Annotated in this window: 17 protein-coding genes and 1 tRNA gene; 7 read left to right on the forward strand and 11 right to left on the reverse strand. The window is 59.1% G+C overall.

Annotation, left to right across the window (positions count from 1 at the left end; genetic code table 11):
* Nucleotides 1-25: 25 nt before the first annotated feature.
* The 4 genes from AC07N6_RS12615 (at nucleotide 26) to AC07N6_RS12630 (ending at nucleotide 3726) form a co-directional block, all read left to right on the forward strand.
* On the forward strand, nucleotides 26-1303 hold the full coding sequence (locus AC07N6_RS12615) for a TIGR03862 family flavoprotein (protein WP_494781635.1): 1278 nt from the start codon (nucleotides 26-28) through the stop codon (nucleotides 1301-1303).
* Nucleotides 1300-1509: a SlyX family protein gene (locus AC07N6_RS12620; RefSeq protein ID WP_494781634.1), complete on the forward strand. Its 210-nt coding sequence runs from the start codon at nucleotides 1300-1302 to the stop codon at nucleotides 1507-1509. Before AC07N6_RS12615 ends, AC07N6_RS12620 begins: the two co-directional genes overlap by 4 nt.
* 40 nt (nucleotides 1510-1549) lie before the next feature.
* On the forward strand, nucleotides 1550-2701 hold the full coding sequence (locus tag AC07N6_RS12625) for a Y-family DNA polymerase (protein WP_494781633.1): 1152 nt from the start codon (nucleotides 1550-1552) through the stop codon (nucleotides 2699-2701).
* Between the two features lie 98 nt (nucleotides 2702-2799).
* Complete coding sequence (locus AC07N6_RS12630; RefSeq protein ID WP_494781632.1) at nucleotides 2800-3726, forward strand: recombination-associated protein RdgC; 927 nt, start codon at nucleotides 2800-2802, stop codon at nucleotides 3724-3726.
* Between the two features lie 97 nt (nucleotides 3727-3823).
* Here the strand turns inward: AC07N6_RS12630 and AC07N6_RS12635 are convergent, their stop codons facing one another.
* Nucleotides 3824-4501 (reverse strand): TetR/AcrR family transcriptional regulator, encoded by a 678-nt coding sequence (locus AC07N6_RS12635; protein ID WP_494781631.1) that lies wholly within the window; start codon nucleotides 4499-4501, stop codon nucleotides 3824-3826.
* 317 nt (nucleotides 4502-4818) lie between these two features.
* Between AC07N6_RS12635 and fusA the strand changes: the two genes are divergently transcribed.
* Entirely contained in the window at nucleotides 4819-6924 is a 2106-nt protein-coding gene (gene fusA / locus AC07N6_RS12640; protein ID WP_494781630.1) for an elongation factor G, read from the forward strand.
* A gap of 59 nt (nucleotides 6925-6983) precedes the next feature.
* On the opposite strand, the gene AC07N6_RS12645 is transcribed toward fusA, so the two are convergent.
* Nucleotides 6984-7796 (reverse strand): class II aldolase/adducin family protein, encoded by an 813-nt coding sequence (locus AC07N6_RS12645; protein ID WP_494781629.1) that lies wholly within the window; start codon nucleotides 7794-7796, stop codon nucleotides 6984-6986.
* Nucleotides 7797-7912: 116 nt separating this feature from the next.
* On the opposite strand from AC07N6_RS12645, the gene AC07N6_RS12650 reads away from it, so the two are divergent.
* Nucleotides 7913-8833 carry a LysR substrate-binding domain-containing protein gene (locus tag AC07N6_RS12650; RefSeq protein ID WP_494781628.1) on the forward strand — a complete coding sequence of 307 codons (921 nt, stop codon included), beginning with the start codon at nucleotides 7913-7915 and terminating at the stop codon, nucleotides 8831-8833.
* A 248-nt stretch (nucleotides 8834-9081) separates the two neighbouring features.
* Here AC07N6_RS12650 and AC07N6_RS12655 read toward each other — a convergent pair.
* Nucleotides 9082-9158, reverse strand: a tRNA-Asp gene (locus AC07N6_RS12655).
* A 99-nt stretch (nucleotides 9159-9257) separates the two neighbouring features.
* Nucleotides 9258-9851 carry a nitroreductase family protein gene (locus tag AC07N6_RS12660; RefSeq protein ID WP_494781627.1) on the reverse strand — a complete coding sequence of 198 codons (594 nt, stop codon included), beginning with the start codon at nucleotides 9849-9851 and terminating at the stop codon, nucleotides 9258-9260.
* A 141-nt stretch (nucleotides 9852-9992) separates the two neighbouring features.
* Here AC07N6_RS12660 and AC07N6_RS12665 point away from each other — a divergent pair, with 141 nt between their 5' ends.
* The gene (locus AC07N6_RS12665; protein ID WP_494781626.1) at nucleotides 9993-10283 is read left to right on the forward strand and encodes a hypothetical protein; all 291 of its coding nucleotides are present in this window, start codon (nucleotides 9993-9995) and stop codon (nucleotides 10281-10283) included.
* A gap of 149 nt (nucleotides 10284-10432) precedes the next feature.
* Here the strand turns inward: AC07N6_RS12665 and AC07N6_RS12670 are convergent, their stop codons facing one another.
* The 7 genes from AC07N6_RS12670 to AC07N6_RS12700 are packed head-to-tail and all read right to left on the reverse strand — an operon-like array spanning nucleotide 10433 to nucleotide 23399.
* A complete protein-coding gene (locus AC07N6_RS12670; RefSeq protein ID WP_494781625.1) occupies nucleotides 10433-13204 on the reverse strand; it encodes a DEAD/DEAH box helicase family protein in 2772 nt (923 codons plus the stop codon).
* The gene (locus AC07N6_RS12675) at nucleotides 13201-14265 is read right to left on the reverse strand and encodes a virulence RhuM family protein (RefSeq protein ID WP_494781624.1); all 1065 of its coding nucleotides are present in this window, start codon (nucleotides 14263-14265) and stop codon (nucleotides 13201-13203) included. Before AC07N6_RS12675 ends, AC07N6_RS12670 begins: the two co-directional genes overlap by 4 nt.
* A complete protein-coding gene (locus AC07N6_RS12680) occupies nucleotides 14265-16058 on the reverse strand; it encodes a site-specific DNA-methyltransferase (protein WP_494781623.1) in 1794 nt (597 codons plus the stop codon). Before AC07N6_RS12680 ends, AC07N6_RS12675 begins: the two co-directional genes overlap by 1 nt.
* Nucleotide 16059: 1 nt before the next feature.
* Nucleotides 16060-19143, reverse strand: a complete 3084-nt coding sequence (locus AC07N6_RS12685; protein WP_494781622.1) for a TrlF family AAA-like ATPase — start codon at nucleotides 19141-19143, stop codon at nucleotides 16060-16062.
* Nucleotides 19143-22043: an SNF2-related protein gene (locus AC07N6_RS12690; protein ID WP_494781621.1), complete on the reverse strand. Its 2901-nt coding sequence runs from the start codon at nucleotides 22041-22043 to the stop codon at nucleotides 19143-19145. The genes AC07N6_RS12685 and AC07N6_RS12690 overlap by 1 nt, the downstream gene beginning before the upstream one ends.
* 19 nt (nucleotides 22044-22062) lie before the next feature.
* Nucleotides 22063-23055, reverse strand: coding sequence for a restriction endonuclease (locus tag AC07N6_RS12695; RefSeq protein WP_494781620.1), 993 nt, complete (start codon nucleotides 23053-23055; stop codon nucleotides 22063-22065).
* A gap of 26 nt (nucleotides 23056-23081) precedes the next feature.
* Entirely contained in the window at nucleotides 23082-23399 is a 318-nt protein-coding gene (locus tag AC07N6_RS12700; protein WP_494781619.1) for an HVO_A0114 family putative DNA-binding protein, read from the reverse strand.
* Nucleotides 23400-23464: the final 65 nt, after the last annotated feature.

The following is a 23464-nucleotide window of genomic DNA, read 5'->3' on the forward strand; positions in this document are numbered from 1 at the left end:
CGCGACCAGCGCGCCTGGAACAAGCATGCACAATTTACCTTTCCTTTCTCCCGGCCGCGCGCGCGTGGCCGTGATCGGCGCCGGCCCGGCCGGCCTGATGGCGGCTGAAGTGCTGGCGCAGCAAGGCGCCGCGGTCGACGTCTACGACGCGATGCCTTCGGCCGGCCGCAAGTTCCTGCTGGCCGGCATCGGCGGCATGAACATCACGCATTCCGAGCCGCAGCCGGACTTCCTGCCGCGCTACGGCAACCGCCGCGAACAACTGGCGCCCTTCATCCGCCGCTTCGATTCGGAGCTCCTGCGCGCCTGGATCCATGCGCTGGGCATCGATACCTTCGTCGGCAGCTCCGGCCGTGTGTTCCCGCTTGAGATGAAAGCGGCGCCGCTGCTGCGCGCATGGCTGCATCGCCTGCGCGAGTCGGGCGTGCGCTTCCACATGCGGCATCGTTGGCTGGGCTGGAACGAAGACGGTTCGCTGCGCCTGTCGGCGCCCGCCGGCGAAATCAACGCGCAGGCCGATGCCGTGGTGCTGGCCCTGGGCGGCGGCAGCTGGCCGCGCCTGGGGTCGGACGGCGCCTGGGCGCCGCTGCTGCAACAAAGGCAAGTCGCAGTGGCGCCGCTGCAGCCGGCCAATTGCGGCTTCGACCTGGCCTGGAGCGAACACTTCCGCGCCCGCTTCGCCGGCGCGCCGGTCAAGCCGGTGGTGGCCAGCGTGGCACGGCCCAATGGCGGCATGCTCAACCGCCGCGGCGAGTTCATCGTCACCGCCCACGGCATCGAAGGCAGCCTGGTCTACGCCTTGTCGGCCAGCCTGCGCGACGCCATCGCCGCCAACGGCCAGGCGCACCTGTACCTTGACCTGTTGCCCGACTGGACGCTGGAAAAGGTGCAGGCCGAACTGGCCCACCCGCGCGGCGCGCGCTCCATGTCCAGCCACCTGCAAAGCCGTTTGCATCTCAAGGGCGTCAAGGCCGGCCTGCTGCGCGAATGCGTCAGCAAGGAAGACTTCGCCGACACCGCCAGACTGGCGCGCGCCATCAAGGCGTTGCCGCTGGCGCCGACGCGTCCGCGCCCGATCGAGGAAGCCATCAGCAGCGCAGGCGGCGTCAGCTTCGAAGCGCTGGACGACGCGCTGATGCTGCGCGCCCTGCCCGGCGTCTTCTGCGCCGGCGAGATGCTGGACTGGGAAGCGCCCACCGGCGGCTACCTGCTGACCGCCTGCTTCGCCACCGGCCACGCCGCCGGCGCCGGTGTATTACACTGGCTGTCCACCCAAGCGCAGCAAGAGGAGCCACTGACGTGAGCAGCGAAGAACGCATCATCGATATTGAAACGAAGCTGGCGCACCAGGAACACCTGGTCGACGAACTCAACCAGACCGTTTACCGCCAGCAAAAGAAGATCGACGAACTGGAAATGCTGCTGGGCGCACTGGCCAAGCGCTTCAAGGAACTGGCCGACACCAGCCAGGACCGCGCCGCGGCCAACGAGAAGCCGCCCCACTACTGATCCGCGGGCGGCATCCGGCCGCCCCATCCTTCCCTTCGCCATGCCATCCGATCGCCGCATCGCCCACATCGACATGGATGCCTTCTATGCCTCGGTGGAGCTGCTGCGTTATCCCGAGCTGCGTGGCCAGCCGGTGGTGATCGGCGGCGGCGCGGCCACCAGGCCGGTCGAACTGCCCGACGGCAGCCGCCAATATTTCCGCATGCGCGACTACGCCGGACGCGGCGTGGTCACCACCTCCACCTACGAGGCGCGGGCGCTGGGCGTGTTCTCGGCGATGGGCATCATGAAGGCGGCGCAACTGGCGCCGGACGCCATCCTGCTGCCGACCGACTTCGAGGCCTACCGCAAGTATTCGCGCCTGTTCAAGGAGGCGGTGGCCGGCATCGCGCCGCAGATCGAGGACCGCGGCATCGACGAGATCTACGTCGACCTGTCGGACTGGCACGACGAAGTGGAACAAGTCGCCCGCCGCATCAAGCAGGCGGTGCATGCCGCCACTTCGCTGACCTGCTCCATCGGCGTGGCCCCGAACAAGATGCTGGCCAAGATCTCGTCCGAACTGGACAAACCCGACGGGCTCACCATCCTCACCCGCGACGACATTGAACGCCGCATCTGGCCGCTGGCCGCGCGCAAGATCAACGGCATCGGCCCCAAGGCCGCCGCCAAGCTGGCCGCGCTCGGCATCAAGACCGTGGCCGACCTGGCGCAGGCGCCGCCGGAACTGCTGCGCGCGCACTTCGGCCGCAGCTATTCGGAATGGCTGGGGCGCGTCGCGCAGGGTATCGACGAGCGGCCGGTGCAGACCTATTCGGAACCCAAGTCGATCAGCCGCGAGACCACCTTCGAGCGCGACCTGCATGCGCGCGCCGACCGCGTCCGGCTCTCGGAAATCTTCACCGCGCTGTGCCTGCGCCTGGCCGACGACCTGAAGCGCAAGGGCTATGTCGGGCGCACCATCGGCATCAAGCTCAAGTACGCGGACTTCCGGGGCGTCACGCGCGATGTCACGCTGCCGGCACCGACCGGCGATGCCGCCACCATCCGCCAGGCGGCCGGCGAATGCCTGCGCCGCGTGCCGCTGGAAAAGAAACTGCGGCTCCTGGGCGTGCGCGTGGGCGCCTTGTCGCGCCGGGACGAGCAGCCCGCGCAGCCGCGCCCGGCGCAAGGCGAACTGCCCTTCTCCTGAAACGGCCCGGCGCCACGGTTTAATCATCCAACGTGGACAATCCGACATCGCCCGGCAGGAATCAGGCGTGTAGAATGGTTGCTTTTGCCCGGAACGTTATGTGGTTTAAGAACCTCCAGATTTATCGCCTGCCCGCACCATGGGCGATCACCGCCGACGAGCTCGAATCCCATCTCGCCCCACAGGCATTCACCGCCTGCTCCAGCATCGAAATGCAGAGCCAGGGCTGGGTCTCGCCCCGCAACAACGAGAAGCTGGTGCATGTCGTGAACCGCCAGTTGCTGTTGCAACTCTCCACCGAAAAGAAACTGCTGCCCTCGACCGTGATCAACCAGGTCACCAAGGCGCGCGCGGCCGAGCTGGAAGAACAGCAAGGTTTTCCGCCGGGCCGCAAGCAAACCAAGGAATTGAAGGAGCAGGTCACCGACGAGCTGCTGCCGCGCGCTTTTTCCATCGTGCGCAGCACCTGGGTCTGGATCGATCCGGTCAACGGCTGGCTGCTGGTCGATGCCGGCAGCCCCGGCAAGGCCGAGGAAGTGTTGAAGCTGCTGTTCAAGGCGATCCCCAAGTTCCCGCTGGAAACCCTGCGCACCGCCATGTCGCCGGCGGCCGCCATGACCAACTGGCTAGCCAGCGACGAAGCGCCCAACGGCTTCACCGTGGACCAGGATACCGAGCTGCGTTCCACCGCGGAAAGCAAGGCCACCGTACGCTATGTGCGCCACACGCTGGATCCTGAAGACGTGCGCCGCCACATCGAATCAGGCAAGCAATGCACGCGCCTGGCGCTGACCTGGGCCGACAAGGTGTCCTTCGTGCTGACCGAGAACCTGTCGGTCAAGCGCATCGCGCCGCTGGACGTGTTGAAGGAAGATGCCGACTTCACCGGCAAGAACGAGGATGAGCGCTTCGACGGCGATTTCATGCTGATGACCGGCGAGCTGTCCAAGCTGCTGGCATCGCTGGTGGAAGCGCTGGGCGGCCAGTTGAAGGAAAACGACGGGACGCTGGCGCAGGCGGCGTAAGCGGCCGTTGCAAAAGCATCCATCCAATGAAAAAGGGAGCAATGATTGCTCCCTTTTTCTTTGCCCGCGCTACGCGGCACATACTCAGGCGCCCGCTTCAGGCCGCCCGCTTGGCCACCTTGCGCCGGACCGGAACGGCCTCGCCCTTGCGCTCGACCAGCACGCTCTCCAGCGGCAGCATCGCATGCCGCAAGGTCGCCGCCAGCCGCGCGTTGGAGACGCCGTCGCGCGCGCCCAGCGCCATGCCGTTCAGAAAGCTGGTGTAGAAGTCGCCCAGTGCCGTGACGTCGGCATCGGCACGGATCTCGCCGTCGCGCTGCGCCTGCTGCAGGCGCGCGCGGATTTCGTTGCGGCGCTTGTGGCGGCGTTGCGAAAGCGCGTCACTGTGTTCTGCGTTCTCGGGAGCACAGTTGATGGCCGAGATCACCACCATGCATCCCCTGCCCACCGGCAAACCCGGCGCGCTGCCCTTGCCTGAGTACATCTGGACGCTGGCGCGCAGCATCGCGTACAAGTCTTCGTAAATGCCGTTGCCGGCCTGCAATTGACGCAAAGGGCCGGCGCTGACGGTGCGCGAATAGAAATCCACCGCCTCGCGGAACAATGCGTTCTTGTCGCCGAAAGCCGCGTACAGGCTGGGCGCCTTGACGCCGATCGCCTCGGTCAGGTCGGCCATGGTGGTGCCTTCGTACCCCTTGCTCCAAAAGACCTGCATGGCCTGCTGCAGCGCCTGCTCGCGGTCAAAACTGCGGGGACGGCCGCGTGTTCGTATCATCGGTGTTCCTTTATTGCCCGGTTGCCTTGTTTCTGTTGCGGTAATCCCCGCAGTGCGCAGTGTAGTTTATTTTAATCTGCATTACAAAAATAACAGAGATTGCTCTTGAAGAAACTCCCGCAGGTTCCTATTATCTAATCCTCGTTACAGAAATGTGGCGGGAATGGCGCAACGGGGGATGCAATACTTGCCCTGCCGCCAACAAGACGGGCGCCGGCCCTGAGAAAAAAAGGCGCCCTTGCAATCAACGACAAATCATTTCATCACCATCCACGCAACAGACTGAGGAATGACGGCACCCACTGAAAGGATATGCCATGAGCCGCAAGACCCGAATAGAAAACTACCGCAACATCGGTATCAGCGCCCACATCGACGCAGGCAAGACCACGACCACCGAGCGCATCCTTTTTTATACCGGCGTCAACCACAAGATCGGCGAAGTGCATAACGGTGCTGCCACCATGGACTGGATGGAGCAGGAACAGGAACGCGGCATCACCATTACCTCGGCCGCCACCACCGCCTTCTGGAAAGGCATGGCCGGCAATTATCCCGAGCACCGCATCAACATCATCGACACGCCGGGCCACGTCGACTTCACCATCGAGGTCGAACGCTCGATGCGCGTGCTGGACGGCGCCGTGATGGTGTACGACTCGGTGGGCGGCGTGCAGCCGCAATCCGAGACCGTCTGGCGCCAGGCCAACAAGTACAAGGTGCCGCGCATTGCCTTCGTCAACAAGATGGACCGCGTCGGCGCCGACTTTTTCCGCGTGCAGCGCCAGATCGAGGAGCGCCTCAAGGGCCGTGCCGTTCCCATCCAGATCCCGGTCGGCGCCGAAGACCATTTCTCCGGCGTGGTCGACCTGGTCAAGATGAAGGCCATCATCTGGGACGAGGCCAGCCAGGGCGTGCTGTTCAAGTACCAGGACATTCCGGCCGAACTGGAAGCCAGCGCGCGCCAATGGCGCGACAACATGGTCGAGCAGGCCGCCGAGGCCAGCGAGGAATTGCTGGAGAAATACCTCTCCGGCACGCCGCTGACCGAGGACGACATCAGGCACGGCTTGCGCCTGCGCACCGTGGCCAACGAGATCGTGCCGATGCTGGCCGGCAGCGCCTTCAAGAACAAGGGCGTGCAGGCCATGCTGGATGCGGTGATCGACTACCTGCCCTCGCCCATCGATGTGCCGGCGATCGCCGGCCATGCCGAAGACGACTCGGAAATCGAACGCCATCCGTCCGACGATGAACCGTTCTCGGCGCTGGCCTTCAAGATCATGACCGACCCGTTCGTGGGCCAGCTGACCTTCTTCCGCGTCTACTCGGGCATCGTCAATTCGGGCGACACCGTGTACAACCCGCTCAAGGGCCGGAAGGAACGCCTGGGCCGCATCCTGCAGATGCATGCCAACGAGCGCAAGGAGATCAAGGAAGTGTTCGCCGGCGATATCGCCGCCGCGGTCGGCCTGAAGGACGTGACCACCGGCGACACGCTGTCGGATCCGGAGCACCCGATCATCCTGGAACGCATGGTGTTCCCGGAACCGGTGATTTCGCAGGCGGTGGAACCAAAGACCAAGGCCGACCAGGAAAAGATGGGCGTCGCCCTGAGCCGCCTGGCGCAGGAGGATCCCTCGTTCCGCGTGCATACCGACGAGGAGTCGGGCCAGACCATCATGTCAGGCATGGGCGAGCTGCACCTGGAGATCCTGGTCGACCGCATGCGGCGCGAGTTCGGCGTGGAAGCCACCGTCGGCAAGCCGCAGGTGGCCTACCGCGAAGCGATCCGCAAGGCGGTGGAGGATGTCGAAGGCAAGTTCGTCAAGCAGTCCGGCGGACGCGGCCAGTACGGCCATGTGGTGCTGAAGCTGGAACCGCAGCCGTCCGGCAAAGGGTATGAGTTCGTCGATGCGATCAAGGGCGGCGTGGTGCCGCGCGAATTCATCCCGGCGGTCGACAAGGGTATCCAGGAGTCGCTCAAGGCTGGCGTGCTGGCGGGTTACCCGGTGGTGGACGTGAAGGCCACGCTGACCTTCGGCTCCTATCACGACGTCGATTCCAACGAGAACGCCTTCCGCATGGCCGGCTCGATCGCCTTCAAGGAAGCGATGAAGCGCGCCGGCCCCATGCTGCTGGAGCCGATGATGCAAGTCGAGGTGGAAACGCCCGAGGAATTCATGGGCAACGTGATGGGCGACCTGTCGTCGCGGCGCGGCATGGTGCAGGGCATGGAAGACATGGTGGGCGGCGGCAAGCTGGTGCGCGCCGAGGTGCCGCTGTCGGAAATGTTCGGCTACTCGACCACGCTGCGCTCGCTGACCCAGGGCCGCGCGACCTACTCGATGGAGTTCAAGCACTACGCGGAGGCGCCGCGCCAGGTGGTGGAGCAACTGAGCGGCAACAAAGCCAAGGGCTGATCTTCTGCGGCACGTCACAACCGATGCATCTTGCGATGCATCGGTTTTTTTTCGCGCCTTCAGGTGAACATGTCCGGCTGCGTCGCCGCCAGATGCTCGTAGATGGGCTGGAAATGCAGCCAGCCGATGTAGTCGCTGCCGACGTGTTCGCGGCTGTAGCGCGCCTTCTCCGGCGGCACCAGCCGGGGCGCCTGGCCGCTGGCGGAAATCAGCAGTTGCTGCTTGCAGCAGCGCTCCAGCGCGATGAACCAGAACGCCGCCGATTCGATGCTGTGGCGGCTGGCGGTCAGCAAGCCGTGGTTCTGGTGGATCGCCGCCTTCACGCCGGCAAAAGCGTTCGCCACGCGATGCCCGGCCTTGACCTCGACCGCCACCTGGCCGGCCTCGTCGCCGATCACCACATGGTCTTCATAGAAGGCCGCGGCGTCCTGGCTGATCGGCAACAGCGGCTGGCCCAGCGCTGAAAACGCGGTGCCGTATTCGGTATGGGCATGGCACATCGCCACAATCTCGGGATGCGCCTCGTGCACGGCTGCATGCAGCACGAAGCCGGCGCGGTTGACCGCATAATCGCCCTCCACCACGCGGCCCTCGTGATCGACCAGGATCAGATTGGACAGGCGCACCTGGGCGAAATGCACCGCCATCGGGTTGGTCCAGTACAGGTGCGGATGCTCCGGATCGCGGATGGTCAGGTGGCCGGCGAAGCCGTAATCGAAGCCCTGCTGCGCGAAGGCGCGGCAGGCGGCGACCAGGCGCTTTTTCAGGTGCAAGCGCTGCTCTTCATGGCTCTTGAAATCGGGGATGTCGGGAAATTTCAGTCCCAGCTGCTCGGGCTGGTAGACGGAGGTGCGTTTGACGCTGTCCAGCATGGGGTCTCCTCAGATGTTCTGGTTGTGAAGGCCCATGGTGGCAGCTGCCGCCGGCGTTGACAAAAGAGGGGTTTTCACCGATTGTTGAATCAGGCTCAACCATACCTTCATTGCCGATGCGCAAGCTCCCGTCTTTCTTTTCGCTGCGCGCCTTCGAGGCTGCCGCCCGCCTGGGCAGTTTCACGCTGGCCGCCGAAGAGCTGCACCTGACCACTTCCGCCATCAGCCACCAGGTGCGGGCGCTGGAACAATGGTGCGGCAAGGTCCTCTTTATCCGCCAGACGCGACGCGTGACCCTGACCATGGAAGGCCAGCTGCTGCAAAACAAGCTGTCTCCGGCCTTCGACGCCATCGAAGATGCCTGCGCGGCCTTCCGCCCGGGCGATGGCCGCAGTGTGCTGGCGGTGCATTGCGCCCCCAGCTTCGCCAGCAAATGGCTCAGCCCGCGGCTGGCGCAGTTCATGCAGGCGCATCCCGGCATTACTCTGCAGCTGTCTTCCAGCGCCGAACCGGCTGACCTGGCGCGCGATGGCGGCGCCGACATCGACATCGCCTATGGCCCGCCGCCACATCGCGAAGGCGTGGCGGTGGAAGCGCTGGGCAGCGAAGCCACGCTCCCCTTGTGCTCGCCGCGCCTGCTGGAGCGCCACCCGGTGCAGCAGGCGTCAGACCTGCTGCAATTGACGCTGATCGAATCCAAACTCAATCCGGTGCGCTGGAAGGATTGGTTCGACCTGCACGATATCCGCCTGCCGCCGCGTGCCCATCCCTCCTTCGACCGCGGTTCGCTGGCAGTGGCCGCCGCGGTGGACGGCCTGGGCGTGGCGCTGGAGACGGCGCGCTTCGCCGAGGCCGAACTGGCGCGCGGGGAGCTGGTGGTGGCCGGGGCCGGCAAGTTCAAGCCGATACGACGGGAGATGCACTTCCTGTGCTATCGGCGGGGAGATGCGGGCGCCAGGGGAATCAAGGCGTTCCGGGAGTGGATTGCGCTGGTGGCGGATGGGGCGGACGATTTGCCGGCGCCGCTTCCGGGATGACGATTCGCAGCGGGAATCCGGACGGCAAAAACAAAAAGGGCCTGCTCGATGAGCAGACCCTTTTATGTGGCGGAGCGGACGGGGCTCTCCTACATGCTGCAGGCCGCGGAATCGCTTGCAAGCGATTCCCTTCTCGCCCCGCCGCAAGCCGCGCAGGCGGCTTGCTCCACTCCGCTTCCAATCGGAAGATTCGCTACGCGAATCAAAGCGTAAACGTAAAAACGCCCGCTTACGCGGGCGTTTTTATCTGGCGGAGCGGACGGGGCTCGAACCCGCGACCCCCGGCGTGACAGGCCGGTATTCTAACCAACTGAACTACCACTCCTAAAACCGTCTTCAGCTGTTGGTTCTCGCTGAAAGACCGCTATTCTATAAGAGGTATTTCAGAAAATCCAGCGTTTTGTCGCGCTTTCGCCAAAATTATTTACGCCTTGAATTTGCCTTCAAACGCCAGCTTGGCGAGCGGCTCGCGCGGGCTGGGCAATTCGCGGGCTTGCAGGCCTTCGGGCAGGATGGATTTGTCGCCCAGCTTGCCGATGGCGATGGCGGCTTCCACCGCGTATTCGGGCGGCACGTTCAGTTCCACGCGGGCCTTTTCCTTGTCGAAACCGGCCATGCCGTGCGCATGCCAACCGGAAATGCTGGCCTGCAGCGCCATGTAGCCCCAGGCCGCGCCAGCGTCGAACGAATGGGTCGGCGCCGGCACCGCCTCGGTGGCGCCCGGCGGGACCATCACGGTGCGCGACAGAACCACGATCAGCACCGAGGCCTTCTCGGCCCAGCTGCGGTTGAATTCATTGAGCAAGCCCAGCAGGCTGTCCCAGGCAGGTGTGCCGCGACGGGCATAAACGAAACGCCAGGGTTGCGCATTGTAGGCCGAGGGCGCCCAGCGTGCGGCCTCGAGGAAGGTCAGCACGGTTTCTTCCGAGATATCGGCGCCGGTGTAGGCGCGCGGCGACCAGCGGTTGATGAAATGCGGATCGATGGGGTAATCGGCCAAACGTGGATTGGAAGACATGCGCACTCCTGTGGATGAGTCGTGAAAAAAATGCATCTTAGCAGCGGCGCGCCATTCCTGCTGACGAGCCCTGCAATGCGCCAATGAAAGCGGGTGCATGGAACCTGCGAACCATCCCGGGCCGCGTACAAAGCCGCGGACATGGACGTAAAAAAGCCCGCGTACCTTGCGGTGCGCGGGCTAAATCCAATTCTCAGGGGTGATGAATTGGAGGGGGAGGAACTTCAGAATATCCATCTCCCTCCGGCGCCACTATCGTTTTTACACGCTGTAACATCCGCTGCGAAGTTTTATCAGTTCATCAAGCGTTTACATGCCGATGGCAACTTCTTGTTACGTCCATCAGCGCTTTGTCAGCGTGCTTCTGCATTACTTGCCGATGCAGAAGTAGCCAAACGTCATGGCGTGAGCGAGCAAAGCATTTATGGCTAGCGCAAACGGTGATCCGAAGCAGGAAATGCTGTCCGCCAATCAGCAGTTGCAAGACTTGCAAGCACGGCAAAGGATCAGCCAGGAACTTGGGCACGAACGGACGTCGATCACCGCAATCTACTTGGGGCGATGACGTCCGAAGCTTGAACTCAGGCTGGGCTACCTCCTTCCGCAGCGTCCTTGACTTCATACCGTAGATAATCGGACAGCCGCTTGTCTTCAGTGACTTCATCGTGAGGAACCACCAGGTAGCGCCAGGGCTTGCTGCCGACTTCAGCCGCATGTTCACTTGCGTGCCGACACCAACGAGAGGCGGCAGCGCTCTTGGCCTGGACTTCAACGGAAGCCAGATCGACGCGCGCTTTGGTTTCGACTATCAGGATCATTCCATCCAACTCTGCTACGAAGTCGGGAATGTATTCCGGCTGTTCGCTGCCCAGCTTGTAGTAGATCTGAAACTGGCCCTTGGCGGGTTTGAACCATTTGAGGGCGTCACGTTCCAGCAGCAAGGCAAAACGTCGTTCGGTGTCCGAGTCGAACTTCTGCAGTGGGTACAAGCAACGGATGAATCCACCAAACAGCATCTGCTTGATGCGACTGGTTTCCGTAACGGTTTCCCTCAGGTTATGGGCAGTCTGCCCCTCCGTAGCGGTGTAGCTGCATGGCTTCAACTCAGTGAAGCCCCGGCTGACCTGCACCTCGTAGCCCGCCGCTTTCTCCCAGAAATGCTCCATCATCTGGGCGCGAATCAGGCGGGCGAGTTCCTTGCCATAGGTATCGAAAATCTCGTGCAGTTCACTGTCCGAATAGTTCTGTTGCTGGTAATGCTCAACGGCATGTCCGGCGAGGTCGTAGAGCAAGTCGGCCTGAGTGAAGTAGTCGATGTCGTCGAAGTCGATCAGCTTCTTGACGATGTAATCTTCAAAGCGATTCTCCCGCAGGCCACTTTCACGACTCAGAGTGAATTGCTCGCTGGTACGCAATGTCTGGCCGACGATCTCACGCTGCCCTGGCTGGAAGTTGGGCAAGGTCCCCAGCCGGAACGGATGAAAGCCCGTGGTGACTTCGCCGGTAGGCACAACGGCGATACGCGGAATGTCAATGGTCTGCTGAACCAAAATTTCAGTGGTCTTGGCCACGACGGCGGACAGATCCAGCGCTGGCGCCTGGTCGTCAGCTCCTTGCAGCAATTGCCTCTGTTGGGGTTTCAGACGTTTTTCCACTTCTGCCAGAATCTCTTGCTGGATCTCCGGCTTCAGCAATGCCGCACTGGTCGGCGCCAAGTCACGCTTCACCTCGTAGGTGGCGAGGACCTCTCGCACGACGTAGGCCGCCTTGAATTCTGCTTCGGTCGTAAAGACCGGCTGAGTCTGTGTTCTGACTTGTTCGCCACCAGCCTCAGTACCTGCATCCACCGTCTCCAACGCAGGCGGGACATGTGGCGCATGCTCATCTTGCAGTCCCAAGCGGGTCAACAGATTGGGCAGCACTTGAACGCTGACCTTATTATCCTCGCTGCTGGGGGCTTCCAGGATCACCTGCTTGAGACGGATCGGCGAGTCGCCACGGTTGGCCTCGTCGAGAATCTCCTGGAACTTGTCGTGCGCCACGATGTTGAGGCGATCCACCGCCCCCACTCCCGTACGCTTGCCATAAGGCAAGCGCAGGCCACGCCCGATGGATTGCTCGATCAGCGTACGTGCATTGGCGGCACGCAGCGGCACGATGGTGTAGAGGTTGGTGACGTCCCAGCCTTCCTTGAGCATGTTGACGTGGATGACGATCTCGGTGGGCTCCTCCGGGTTCTCCACATTCAGCAGCACCTCGATCATCCTCTCTTCTTCGGCACCGGTGCGGCTAGAGTCCACCTGGATGACCTTGCCCTGGTAGCGCGCGTCAAAGAACGCCGAGGACTCGATCAATGCCTTCAACTGCCCTGCATGCGTCGTATCGCGCGCGATCACCAGGATGAAGGGTTTTACAACCTTGACGCCGCTCTCCCGGGCATAGGTCAATAGCTCGACCTTTGTGGCTTCGTGCAAGCGAACGCCGTCCTCCAGCTTGATCTTCTCGATCTCTTCCGCAGCGTGGTTGCTGGCCTTGAAGTTGCGCTGGGTGACGACGGCCGGCTCTTTGACGAAACCATCTTCCATGGCGCGTGCCAAGGGATAGTCCATCACCACATTCTTGAAAGGTATCGGGGCCTTGGCGGACTCCACAAAGGGCGTGGCCGTCACCTCCAACCCGAACAGCGGATTCAGTTCGTTGATTGCCCGCATACCGGCCTGGGCACGATAGCGGTGTGATTCGTCCATCAACAACACCAGATCCGGCAGATTGGCCAAGTGGTTGAAGTAGCTTTCGCCCAGCACCTCGCGCATGCGCTTGATGCGTGGCTCCTTGCCGCCGCGCACCTCGGAATTGATCTTGGAGATATTGAAGATGTTGATCCGTACCTCGCCGAACAACTCGCCACCCGTGACGTTCTGCTGGTCGTAGTTGTCGCCCGTGATGACCCTGGGCGCGTTGATGGCGAACTCCCCGATGCCCTTGAACACGTACTTGGGCGTGTTCGGCGTGAAATCGGCAATCAGCTTGTTGTAGATGGTGAGGTTCGGAGCCAGCACGAAGAAATTATTGATGCCGTGTTCCAGATGCAGGTAGGCGACAAAAGCTCCCATCAAGCGCGTTTTGCCGACCCCGGTGGCCAAAGCGAAGCACAGCGAAGGGAAGTCCCGCTCGAAGTCTTCCAGCGTCGGAAATTCGGCTTTCAGGGTCGCCAGGATCGAGGCAACGTCTCTATACTTGCCCAGCATTTCAGGTGCGGCTTCCAGAGCGCGTACCAGCCGTGCCAGGGATTCGGCTTGTGGCGGCCGCAGCGACAGGCGGCCAGCGACGTGATTCTGAACACGCGAACTCATGCTTTCCCCTCATTCTTGTTCTGGTCGCTGCCCTGGCTGGGGTGATCAACCTCAAGCTGCCTCAACATCCGGTCAAAATCGCTCTCGAACAACCTGTCCTGCACGATGCGGTACTTTTCGAATTCGCTTTCGGCGTGTGCCTTGGCAATTTCCGCCGTCACTTTCCCCGCGTCTTGCAGAACTTTGCGGTCTGTCGCCTCCAGAAAGCGGTTCAAGCGTATTTCCCAGTCCTGCATGGTCATGGGGATCTTGCGCAACGCCATGTCCTCGGCCACGTCCAAATAGGCGGAGACTAGGCGGGTGAGTTGCGCCATTTCGTGTTCGCTCAGGTAATTCTTGGCGAGCACCACATCGAACTTCTGGATCTTCCCCCGGGGCGCGTCTTTCCAGGTCGTCAGACCCATGTTGGTCTTTTCGGCATCGGCTCGGGTGTATACGACTTCTGCGGCCGTCTGCCCGTGAATCGCCCAATGCAGCTTGTTCTGCACGGAGGCGAAAAAGCGCTTGGTGGCCTGCGCCGTTACATCGTAGTCGATAGCGGTGGCATAGATATCGGTGATTTTCTGGTAAAACTTTCGCTCCGACAGGCGTATCTCGCGCACGCGCTGGAGCTGTTCTTCGAAGTACTGTTCCGTCAAGACGGAGCCGCCGCTTTTCAGGCGCTCATCGTCCATCGTGTAACCCTTGATGGCGAATTCCTCGACGATGCCGGTGGCCCACTTGCGGAACTGCACCGCACGCTCGGAATTGACCTTGTAGCCTACAGCGATAATGGCGGCCAAGTTGTAGTGCTTGGTGTCGTAGCTCTTACCATCGGCGGCAGTTATTCGAAAATTTCTAATAACTGCATCTTCTTGCAACTCACTATCGGAAAACACTTTTTTCAGGTGGTAATTGATGGTGGGCGTTTCCACATCGTAAAGTTGCGCCATCATCTTCTGGCTGATCCAGACGTTTTCATCGGCATACACCGCATCGACACCGCCCTGGCCGCTAGCCGCGACAAAGGTCAGGTATTCCGCTGTCGAGGAGCGAACTAGAGACGCTGACTTCTTCGTCATCAGGCGTCCTCCCCATCGCCAAACAGGTCCGTCGTCCGGCTATCGCCTGGTTTTTTGCCGGACTTGGCCGTCTTCGCTGCAGGTACTCGCGGCGATGGCTCTGCCAAAGGTAAGTTCGCCACATTCAGGCTGTAGTCGTCATGGCCCCATTCGCAGCGGGCCAGCACCATCTTCGGAATCTTCTTCAGCGTCAGGTTCGGCCAGCGCACAGCGGCCGCCGTTGTGCTGATACCGTGGAAGGCCGCGCAGCACACCAGCAGACTTTGCTCTGTGCCCACTTCATCCGACAAGGCCTGCAACTGGGCGACAGACAGGTTCTGGGTAGTGACGTAGAGAAAGTCCCGTTCACTGGAATGCCCCTGCTGCCACCAGCGGGTTTCCGACGGCGCATAGGTAAAACCTTCCAGCTTGCACAAGGCCTCAGCCAATTGTGCTGCGTTGTACTCCGGGTTAATAACCGGATTGCCCCAGCGATCCTCCACGATCAAGCTGGGGGCGAGACGGTAGTAGCGGAAGCCACCGCCCCCTTGCCACCCAACTGCTTTCGAAATACCACTTTGGTCATTTCCATCGATGATGGCTTGCAGACGAGGAATGATGTGAGTTTGGCAGTGATCGCCTAACTCCAACATGATCCAGTGGCGGCCCATCTTGTGAGCAACAGCCCCGGTGGTGCCGGAGCCCGAGAATGAGTCGAGAACAATGTCTCCCGGTTGTGTTGAAAGCTCGATGCACCGTTTGATCAATGCTTCCGGCTTCTTGCCATTTGGGAAAGAGACTCCACCCTCGTTGTGAAGATTGTTCGATAGCAGATCGTCCCATAGATTCGTGAGCGGGGATGCTGTGCAAGTAGTACCGTCGATATTGCGAGTCTTATTTTTGTAAAAGACCAATTGCTCGCCACTAAGGAAATAATAATCGTCCTTTCCATCTCGAGGGGAACAGAAAACCTGCGTGCTGTCGGAGTTTGATTTTGACAGCGCTTCCCTAGCTGATTCATTCACATCTTTGGGCGCAACACGCGCAGTGCGAACGACTCGGTGGGCATTCGACACAACAAAATCAGAGAGTTTTATCTCAAGTTTGTCTGCGAACTTCGCCTTGGCGGCATCCCATGAATCCAACCTACTACTTCTAAGGAATGCTTCACGCAAACCGATTAGTCTCCAATCGCCATATCCATCCTCATAGTTTTCAATGAACTTTGAATAGCGATCGTCACGGGGGCCTGGAACGAATACCCGATTGGGCGACCACACACTTTTGTCTTTTGCATAATAAAGCAGGTAGTTGTTTGTGGTGACTAACCCTGGGTTAATTGCCTTAGGGCCTGACGCGGAGCTTTGTTTGAACGTAACGATGCCGATTCGATTGGCGCGGCCAAAGACCTCATCAAGCAACACAATCAGGTAACCAAGCTCGTTGTCATCAATATGGACAAAAAGTGATCCATCATCCGACATCAATCGCCGGAGTGCTTCTGCTCGATCCCGAATCAACCCAAGCCAGATGGAGTGCTCGTAGCCATCGTCATAGTGCTCAAAGGCCTGCTGGGTATTGAACGGCGGATCGATGTAGACGCACTTGACTTTTCCCGAAAATTCCTGCTCCAGCGCCTTAAGCGCCAACAAGTTGTCACCAAAGATCAACCGGTTGTCGAAAATGTCGTTCTCCGAAACGCGCTGCTTGGCATGATAAGACTTCTCGGGATCTTCGAGCAATATGCGCGGCTCCAGCTTAGGGCGCTTTTCCTTCCCAATCCAAGTTAGCTCGAGTTTTTGGTTATTTGCCATATCAGTGATACTTCCCAGAACGGTTGTCGAATGCCGGCTTCGTCCCTTCCAGAATGGTTACAACAATGCCATTGAGATTGGAGTTCTCGATAGCGCCGGATTCATAGCTGACCGTTGAATTGTTGGCACGATCAAACTTTGCGTAGATGATTTGCTCTGCATCGCACACAACCGCCAAGTTCGGATTGTGCGTAACCATGATGATCTGCCGTTGCTTCTTGGCCTCGGAAAGCACTGGGACAAGCAACCGGAATACTGTTTCATTGTCTAAGTTTTCTTCTGGCTGATCGAGGATGATTGGTGTCTTACCCTTGTCCACCAGCAAATAGAAAATCAGCAGCAACGCACCACGTTGACCGGGTGATAGTTGCTCAATCTGTGTATCTTGGAACAACAATGAATATCTAGGCTCAAGGAAGTTCAACCCAAAGATTAAGTCATACACTGATGCAGCAGACTGCCCCTTCTTGACCAAATTGAAAATGCCGACAGTCGCACCGGAGTGCGTTGAGGCTTCCTGAACCTTTTCCTGCAAGGCAGCGACGAATGCCAGCGCCCCCTCTTTGGAGTTCAGATCGTGGTTGTCGAACAGTTTCCTAATCGTCGAAGGCGCCTCGTCCTGACCTCGGAAATTCCCCCAAGTCTGCTTTATCAGCGCAAACAACTGATCAGCGATAGCCTCCGAAGAGGCTGCAAGCGTTGCCTGAAACTGCAACTTGTAATCCTCGCGTATCAAGCTGTTTTTCTGGATTAGATCTTGCACCGGTTTGAAAAGCTCTTCGCGTGCTTTGCGCTGCGCGTCTAACGTGTCGAAAATCTCACCAGATAGACGCAAGCGCTTTTCTTCCAACTCCTTGTGCTGTTCCGGCAACATCTTGATTTGTTCAATACGAGTTTCCAAGCCAACCTTGGTTTCGGGCTCGGTAGGTGAACCCTTCAGATCAGCGAGCTTTTTGTTCCATTCGGCAAGTTGTCGCTGGTACGCCTCGAATTGCTGCTGGGGAGCGTTCAATTTCGCCGTAACCCCTTGCTGCGAAACCATATACCCCGTCAACTCTTCGGCTGTCTTTTCAGACTCGCTCTTCAATTCACTCTGCCTCTGGGAGATTTCCTCCGACTTCTCATCAAGGACTCCCAGGTTGATGTCGATAGTGGCTAGATCAGTCCATGCGATATTCAGAAGCTTCAGGTCATCGGAAACTCCCTGCTGGGCTTGCTCGAATGTGCGCTGGAGCAACCTCAACTGTTCACGAATGTTGACAATGGCCTTCTGTCGCTTGGCAAGGACGGTACTCTCCGCCGCGACTTCCTGTGACCGCTGTTTGGACGCATCAATCTTCTGGTTTATTTCCGCCAATTCATCCGCAGCCTGCTTTTGCTCAGGAGCTAGCATTTCTGCAGGTGCAACAACTTCCACTGGTTTCAGTTTTTCATGCTCATCGATTTGTTTCGATTTCTGCAAAAGCAACTCGTTCAACCGCTCCAACTCAATGGGCTGAAGCTGCTCTTCAATCCGCACAATCGCGGCATTCGTGGACGCCAACTCCTTGCGATACTCACCCAACCGATTCCTGAGTGATTGCTCCTGCTGTTCAGTCAACTGATCGAAGTCGAGCGCTCCTAGCCGCATCTCCTCACTTGTGTGCGAAAAGATAACGGCACGCAGTTCTTTCTCGAATGCATTTGACTTGCCGGACACATGTTCATTACAAAGCTCCTCGAAGTAGCCTTGAGGGATATAGCGAACCAGCTCCGGCTTTTCTTCAGAAGGGAACTCATTGAGTGGCCGCGCCTCGGTGCTTTCGTCGCACCATGTCAAAGTACCTGTGAAGTGGCGTGCAGGCTCGCCAGTCTTCCCAAGAAAACGTTCTTTTCTTAAAAAACTGAAGTGCCTTGATTGCTTGGAATTTCCAAGTGTCGCAATGACATCCGCCAACGCACTCTTACCACTGCCTTTGTTACCGATGACGGCAACAAGATCGGGGTTCAGCGGAATGTCACAGCCATCCAGCCATTTACCAATATCCGGCTTGCTGCCAGTCTTGGCGACCTCCAGCGAGTCGATGTAATAAACCTTGTTGGATTCGATCTCTTGCAACTTGGGGGGCTTCTGCCCAATGAAAGAGCGTTTGGCAGGCTCAAGAATGGTTTGCTTTAGGCCACGAAACGACGGATCGGCTTTAATCCAGGTTTTCTTTCCTGACGGGAAATCGCCATAGCCGCGCTTGTCGTTATCTCCGGGCGTACCAATAAAGCAGTGCGCATCACTGCCAGCAACCACAAGCCTTGGAATTCCTTTCAGGCCATGCTTGAAATTTCCAATCCAGCCCTTGTTCTTCTCCGTTTCCTCACAGAGGAAGGAAAACCTAAGCTCTAGATTTCTGGATTCAAAAATTGGCGATGATTCCAAAAGCCCAAGGAAATATGAGTAATGCTCCTCCCACTTGACCTCCGCCAAGCCATCACTCGTGTCATACGGCATAAAACCAATCGCCAATCCATTGGGGACTTTTAATATGGCATCTTTGTAGCTATCAGCTTTAATCTCGGCCAACTTGTGCCCAGCCAAAAGGGCATCCGCATCATCGGCATCTACTACATCTTTTTTATGCCCTTTTTTTTCAAGCATATCTGGGGCCGTTGCTCTGGCCAAGGCAATAAGTGCATCTTTGGAGACGGAACGGCCAGTCCGCTCAATCTTCAGATCCGCCAAGAAATCCTTGAGGTGTTGGTCGGGAATTTCGTCCGAAAAAACAACATGAGCATTAAGTCTTATCGCAGTAGGGGCAGAAAGACGCAGCTCGATTCCAGGGAACACTTTCTTGTGAAGCTTAGGAGAATCTTGTTCTGCAAGCCGTCGCTTGAGTGCAAACCAGCCATCGAATGTCCAATAATCCATGATGGCAAAAACCGCAGGTTCTGCCTTGTTCATGGCATCAATCATTTCATCCACTAGCGCCCTGTTGACATCAGATGACAGGTCGCCCTCAAATTTCTTCCCCGACCAGTGAAATGAAGCTGGCGTGTGCACATGCAAATCCCATTGATTCCAAAGCGAACCACGGGAAATTTCTCGTTTAGCCATTACGTCAACTCCCATTCGACGGTAAATAACGTGAGTTCCGCTACCTGCTGCTTGAGCTGACCTTCTAACTCGCCAATCAGCTTGTTCCGCTGTTCTTCCACCTCATCCTGCCGCGCAAACAGGTCGCGGCGCAGTTTGCTGCGCTTGGCTTCCAGTTCTCGCTGGCGTTTTTGATGTGCCAGTTTTTCTTCCAACGTGGGTGATGCAGCGGCGGTGCGGCGCACCTCCTTGATCTCGCCGTCGATAGCCTTGATTTCCTGCTCCAGCCCGAGTTTCAGGTCATCGGCCCAAGCATCGAGCTTCTGCACTTCCTGCTCGAAGTAGCCAAGATTACGCTGATTGATCTCACGCAGTAGCACGGTTTTCCGGCTGTCCACGTCGACAACGAGTTCAGCACATGCTTGCAGGTGCACATCCCCTTCGACTTGCGCAGGTAGGCGCAGTAATTTTTCTGGATCGTCCTCTGGCAGCGCTTCCCCTGTCTTGGTGCAGGCGGAAACAACCAGGTGCTGCTCTTGATCGTTCAGGGTTTCGACGGTCAGCAGGGTCACGCTCAGCCAGCCGCTCTGCCCACGCCATTTTTCAAGGCTGACGAGCCTTTTGCCGTAGGCGGCGTAGTCAAACGCCAATCGTGCAGGAGCTTGTAGATCTCGCGCCTTGGCGCGCTCAATGGCCCATTCCGCCAAGGGATGGCCCATACGGTAAAGATGCGCATCGCCGCTGCGCCTGGGCAGTTCATAGCGTCCTGCCGTCACCACCTGTTGGCTGCTACCAGTGGCGTGACCTAGCCCATCGGGCAGGCTGTGCAAGACAAAGCCATTGATCTCTTCGGCAGTATCAAAGTGGGCATGATCCTGCAACTCCGTGCGACTCAAGTCCATCAGCAGGCGCTCGTACTTGTTCAGCACCGCTTGGCTGTCCTGGCTGCGGATGCGCAGTTTCTCCTGCACTTCCTCGTCGAAATTCTCCAGCAGAAGCTGCCGTGTTCTGAGCATCGCTTCGTCGATCTCGCTGGCAAGTTCTCGCTGGAGGTCTTCGAAGCGGCTGCGGATTTCTTCGGGCTCGCGGCAATTCTGGTAGATGGCGGCGATCCGCCGCTCGAAATCCACGCCGGAGCCGATGGCCCCCAGGACTTCGTCGCTGGCGCCGAACACGCCTTCGAACAGCTTGAACTTCTGTGACAGGAGGTCGTAGATGCGCGCATCCGCCTCGTTACTGCGGTCCACGAAGTTGACCACCACCACGTCGTGCTTTTGCCCGTAGCGGTGGCAGCGGCCGATGCGTTGCTCAATTCGCTGGGGATTCCACGGCAGATCGTAGTTGATGACCAGAGAGCAGAACTGGAGGTTGATACCTTCCGCGCCGGCCTCCGTCGCGATCATGATGGTGCCGCGCTCCTTGAAATGTTCAACCAGAGCGGCGCGGGTGTCGGCGGTTTTGGAGCCAGTTATGTGATCGCTGCCTTCATGGCGTTGCAGCCAGTCTTTGTAGATGGCCTGCGCTCTGGTATCGCTGTTGGTACCGTTGAACAGCACAATGCCGTCGCCGTAGGCTGTCTCAGCCAACAGGGAAAGCAGGTAACCCTGAGTGCGCTTGGACTCGGTGAAAATGATGGCCTTTTTGCTCGCTCCTAAACGCTCCAGCTCAGCAAAAGCTTTGTCCAGTGCGGTCAGCAGCGCCTGCCCCTTGGCATTCTGTCGAATGCCGGTAGCCAACTCCTTGAAGCGTCGAAGTTCAGCAGCTTCGTCGGCAATGGCTGCTCGTTCGTTGGCGCTGGCATCGGAATCTCTGGTGGCGCTGTCATTCCACTCATCAGCGGTCTCGTCCAGTCCCTCGTAGTCGTCATCCAACGACTCCGTCAGTTCAGGTACATCAGTCAACTCATCCAGTTGTCCTTGAAGACGATTGGCCATGGTCTCCAGCGCCCCGGCAATGGCGTGGCTGGACGAAGCCAGCAGCTTCCAGAGCACCAACGAGATCAGTTGACGCTGACCTTCAGGCAGTGCCTTGAGATTCGGGCGACGCAGATAATCGGCGACCAATGCGGAGAGTTCCCGCTCTTCCTGATTGGGCTTGAATTCTTCAAGGATGGCAATACGGGCGGTATACGGCACGTACTGCTGAACTTGTCGGCGCAGCGTGCGCTTGCATAGCGACATCAAACGCTCTCGCAGTGCCCGATTGGAGTGCTCGGTTCTGATACCAGAAAATTGCGTTCGGAAACTGTCGAGATCGCCAAACACCCGCTCGTCAATCATGCTCACCAGGCCATAAAGCTCCAGCAGGGTGTTTTGCAGCGGTGTTGCCGTCAGCAGAACTTTGGCATCAACGTGCTCCAGCGCATCGCGGATCGTCCGGGCAATGACGTTGCCATTTTTGTAGACATTGCGCAGACGGTGGGCTTCATCCATGACCACCAGATCCCAATGAATGCGCTTGAGGTCATCGGCCTTGGCTTTGGCGAACTGGTAGGAGCAGATGACCGGCCCACCTGCGTGCAGGAAGGGTTGCGTGACACCATCCTTGCGCATGGCGTTGTAGTTTTTCGCTTCGAGGATCAGCCCCTGAAGATTGAACTTGTCCTGCAGTTCCTGGTGCCATTGCTTGCGCAGGTTGGCCGGCACGATGATCAACATCTTGCGACGCCGCTCCGCCCAATGTTGGGCAATGACTAAACCTGCTTCGATGGTTTTTCCCAGCCCCACCTCGTCCGCCAGGATCACGCCCCGCGATAGCGGGTTGCGGCAGGCAAAGAGCGCGGCTTCGACCTGGTGCGGATTCAAATCCACCTGGGAGTCCACCAGTGCGCTAGCCAGAGATTCCACGCTGTCACTGGCGGCCTGTCGGGTCAGTTGCCAGGCGAGGTATTGACTTTGATGCGGAGTCAGAAAGTGTTCCAAGTGAGGGTCTCCGCAGGCGTCAGGCAGGCCAGTACAGCCGCTTCAGCGGCACGATTCGTTTGGTTTCGGCATCGGTAGCGTCGTAGTGCTCGATCAGCGCGCGGACTACATGATCCAGCGTCCACATTGCCAGCGGAATGGATGCCCGATCTGCTTCGTACTGGGCATCCTTGGTGAAGCCGCCGGTGTTGACGTACAACCCGCGATCATCCTTGTGGCGGCCGCCGAGGAAGCTACGGATTTCCTGACTGCCCATCTGGCCCTTGCGGTGCTTGACCTCCACAACGATGCGCGGGTGTTCGAAGCCGAAGCCATCCGGCGAGGCAACGATATCCTTGCCTCGATCCGAGCCAGGGGGGGAGACCTGGGTCTTGTAACCCATGGCGCGCAGGATGCCGGCGACCAGTTGCTGCATGTCGTCCCAATCGAGCTCGTTGACCCGATCCTTGATGCGTTCCAGCGCCTGAGACTCAATGTCGGCCAATGGGTCGGCTATGACTTCCTCGGTTTCATCTTCCACAACTGGCAACGGTTTTCCCTTCAGCGCCGCCAGCACTTCGGCTGCCGCGCTGGACGGCACCTCGAAGAGGGTCAAGGTCGAACCCAGACTGTTCTTTGTGCTGGTGCCCAAGCTGTCGCGAGGCAGCTCCTGCGTTTGCCACTGTACCTTGCGCACCAGTGGCATGCCTTGCTCGGCCCACTCCGGATGGTACTCGGCTGGACCAGTGACTTTGCCAATTGAGTAAAGACGGTTGGCTGGCGAATAGGTGATGACCCAATCGCCATCCTGCATGTCGTTGACGAAGCGCCAGACCTGGGATGCGCCCGACACCACCGTCCCTTGTTTTGCCTGGGGCTCGGAGGACCGGTACAGGGCGATCAACTGCTTGCGCCCGACACCGGGTTTGGCATGGGCCGCCAATTGATTCCAGCCCACGGCAGCCACGCCACGTTCTCGAAAGGCGTCATACAGGCTGCCGCCTTCGCCGCGCACCATCCACATCCGTGCCATCGCATTCCCTCTCGTATTCATAGCCATCAATCCAGCACAACTAGAAATTCAGTCGCCAGTGCGGTCGGCTGAACATCCCGAACATTGCGTTGCAGCGAAACCAGGCCGTAATCCGACATCATCCGCAGAGTGCGCGACAGGTTCGACACCTTGCGGCCGCTGAGTTCGGCCAGTTCGGTCAGAGACTTGGGTTGTTTGTCATGGATCAGGCGCAGCAGGCGGCGGTTGTCGTCCGACAGCACTGCGGCCAGTGAGGCCAGAGACGGAAACCAAATACTGGGCGTTTCGCTTCCCTTCGGTGGCGAACCTTCTGGCTGTCGGATACCCACAATGCAGCGCTTCATGATCGCAAATCCAATGACACGTTGATTTACGATTGTATCAGTGTCTGATAATCATCGTCGATCAT

It is taken from the genome of Herbaspirillum sp. GW821-FHT09A12, from assembly GCF_059418325.1.

Bases quoted from the DNA above. Each gene is read 5' to 3' on its own strand.
- AC07N6_RS12695 (WP_494781620.1), bottom strand. From the start codon at position 23,055: ATGGCACGGATGTGGATGGTGCGCGGCGAAGGCGGCAGCCTGTATGAC.
- AC07N6_RS12625 (WP_494781633.1), top strand. From the start codon at position 1,550: ATGCCATCCGATCGCCGCATCGCCCACATCGACATGGATGCCTTCTAT.
- fusA (WP_494781630.1), top strand. From the start codon at position 4,819: ATGAGCCGCAAGACCCGAATAGAAAACTACCGCAACATCGGTATCAGC.
- AC07N6_RS12675 (WP_494781624.1), bottom strand. From the start codon at position 14,265: ATGACGAAGAAGTCAGCGTCTCTAGTTCGCTCCTCGACAGCGGAATAC.
- AC07N6_RS12685 (WP_494781622.1), bottom strand. From the start codon at position 19,143: ATGGCTAAACGAGAAATTTCCCGTGGTTCGCTTTGGAATCAATGGGAT.
- AC07N6_RS12660 (WP_494781627.1), bottom strand. From the start codon at position 9,851: ATGTCTTCCAATCCACGTTTGGCCGATTACCCCATCGATCCGCATTTC.
- AC07N6_RS12680 (WP_494781623.1), bottom strand. From the start codon at position 16,058: ATGGCAAATAACCAAAAACTCGAGCTAACTTGGATTGGGAAGGAAAAG.
- AC07N6_RS12615 (WP_494781635.1), top strand. From the start codon at position 26: ATGCACAATTTACCTTTCCTTTCTCCCGGCCGCGCGCGCGTGGCCGTG.
- AC07N6_RS12645 (WP_494781629.1), bottom strand. From the start codon at position 7,796: ATGCTGGACAGCGTCAAACGCACCTCCGTCTACCAGCCCGAGCAGCTG.
- AC07N6_RS12670 (WP_494781625.1), bottom strand. From the start codon at position 13,204: ATGAGTTCGCGTGTTCAGAATCACGTCGCTGGCCGCCTGTCGCTGCGG.
- AC07N6_RS12630 (WP_494781632.1), top strand. From the start codon at position 2,800: ATGTGGTTTAAGAACCTCCAGATTTATCGCCTGCCCGCACCATGGGCG.
- AC07N6_RS12635 (WP_494781631.1), bottom strand. From the start codon at position 4,501: ATGATACGAACACGCGGCCGTCCCCGCAGTTTTGACCGCGAGCAGGCG.
- AC07N6_RS12650 (WP_494781628.1), top strand. From the start codon at position 7,913: ATGCGCAAGCTCCCGTCTTTCTTTTCGCTGCGCGCCTTCGAGGCTGCC.
- AC07N6_RS12700 (WP_494781619.1), bottom strand. From the start codon at position 23,399: ATGAAGCGCTGCATTGTGGGTATCCGACAGCCAGAAGGTTCGCCACCG.
- AC07N6_RS12665 (WP_494781626.1), top strand. From the start codon at position 9,993: ATGGACGTAAAAAAGCCCGCGTACCTTGCGGTGCGCGGGCTAAATCCA.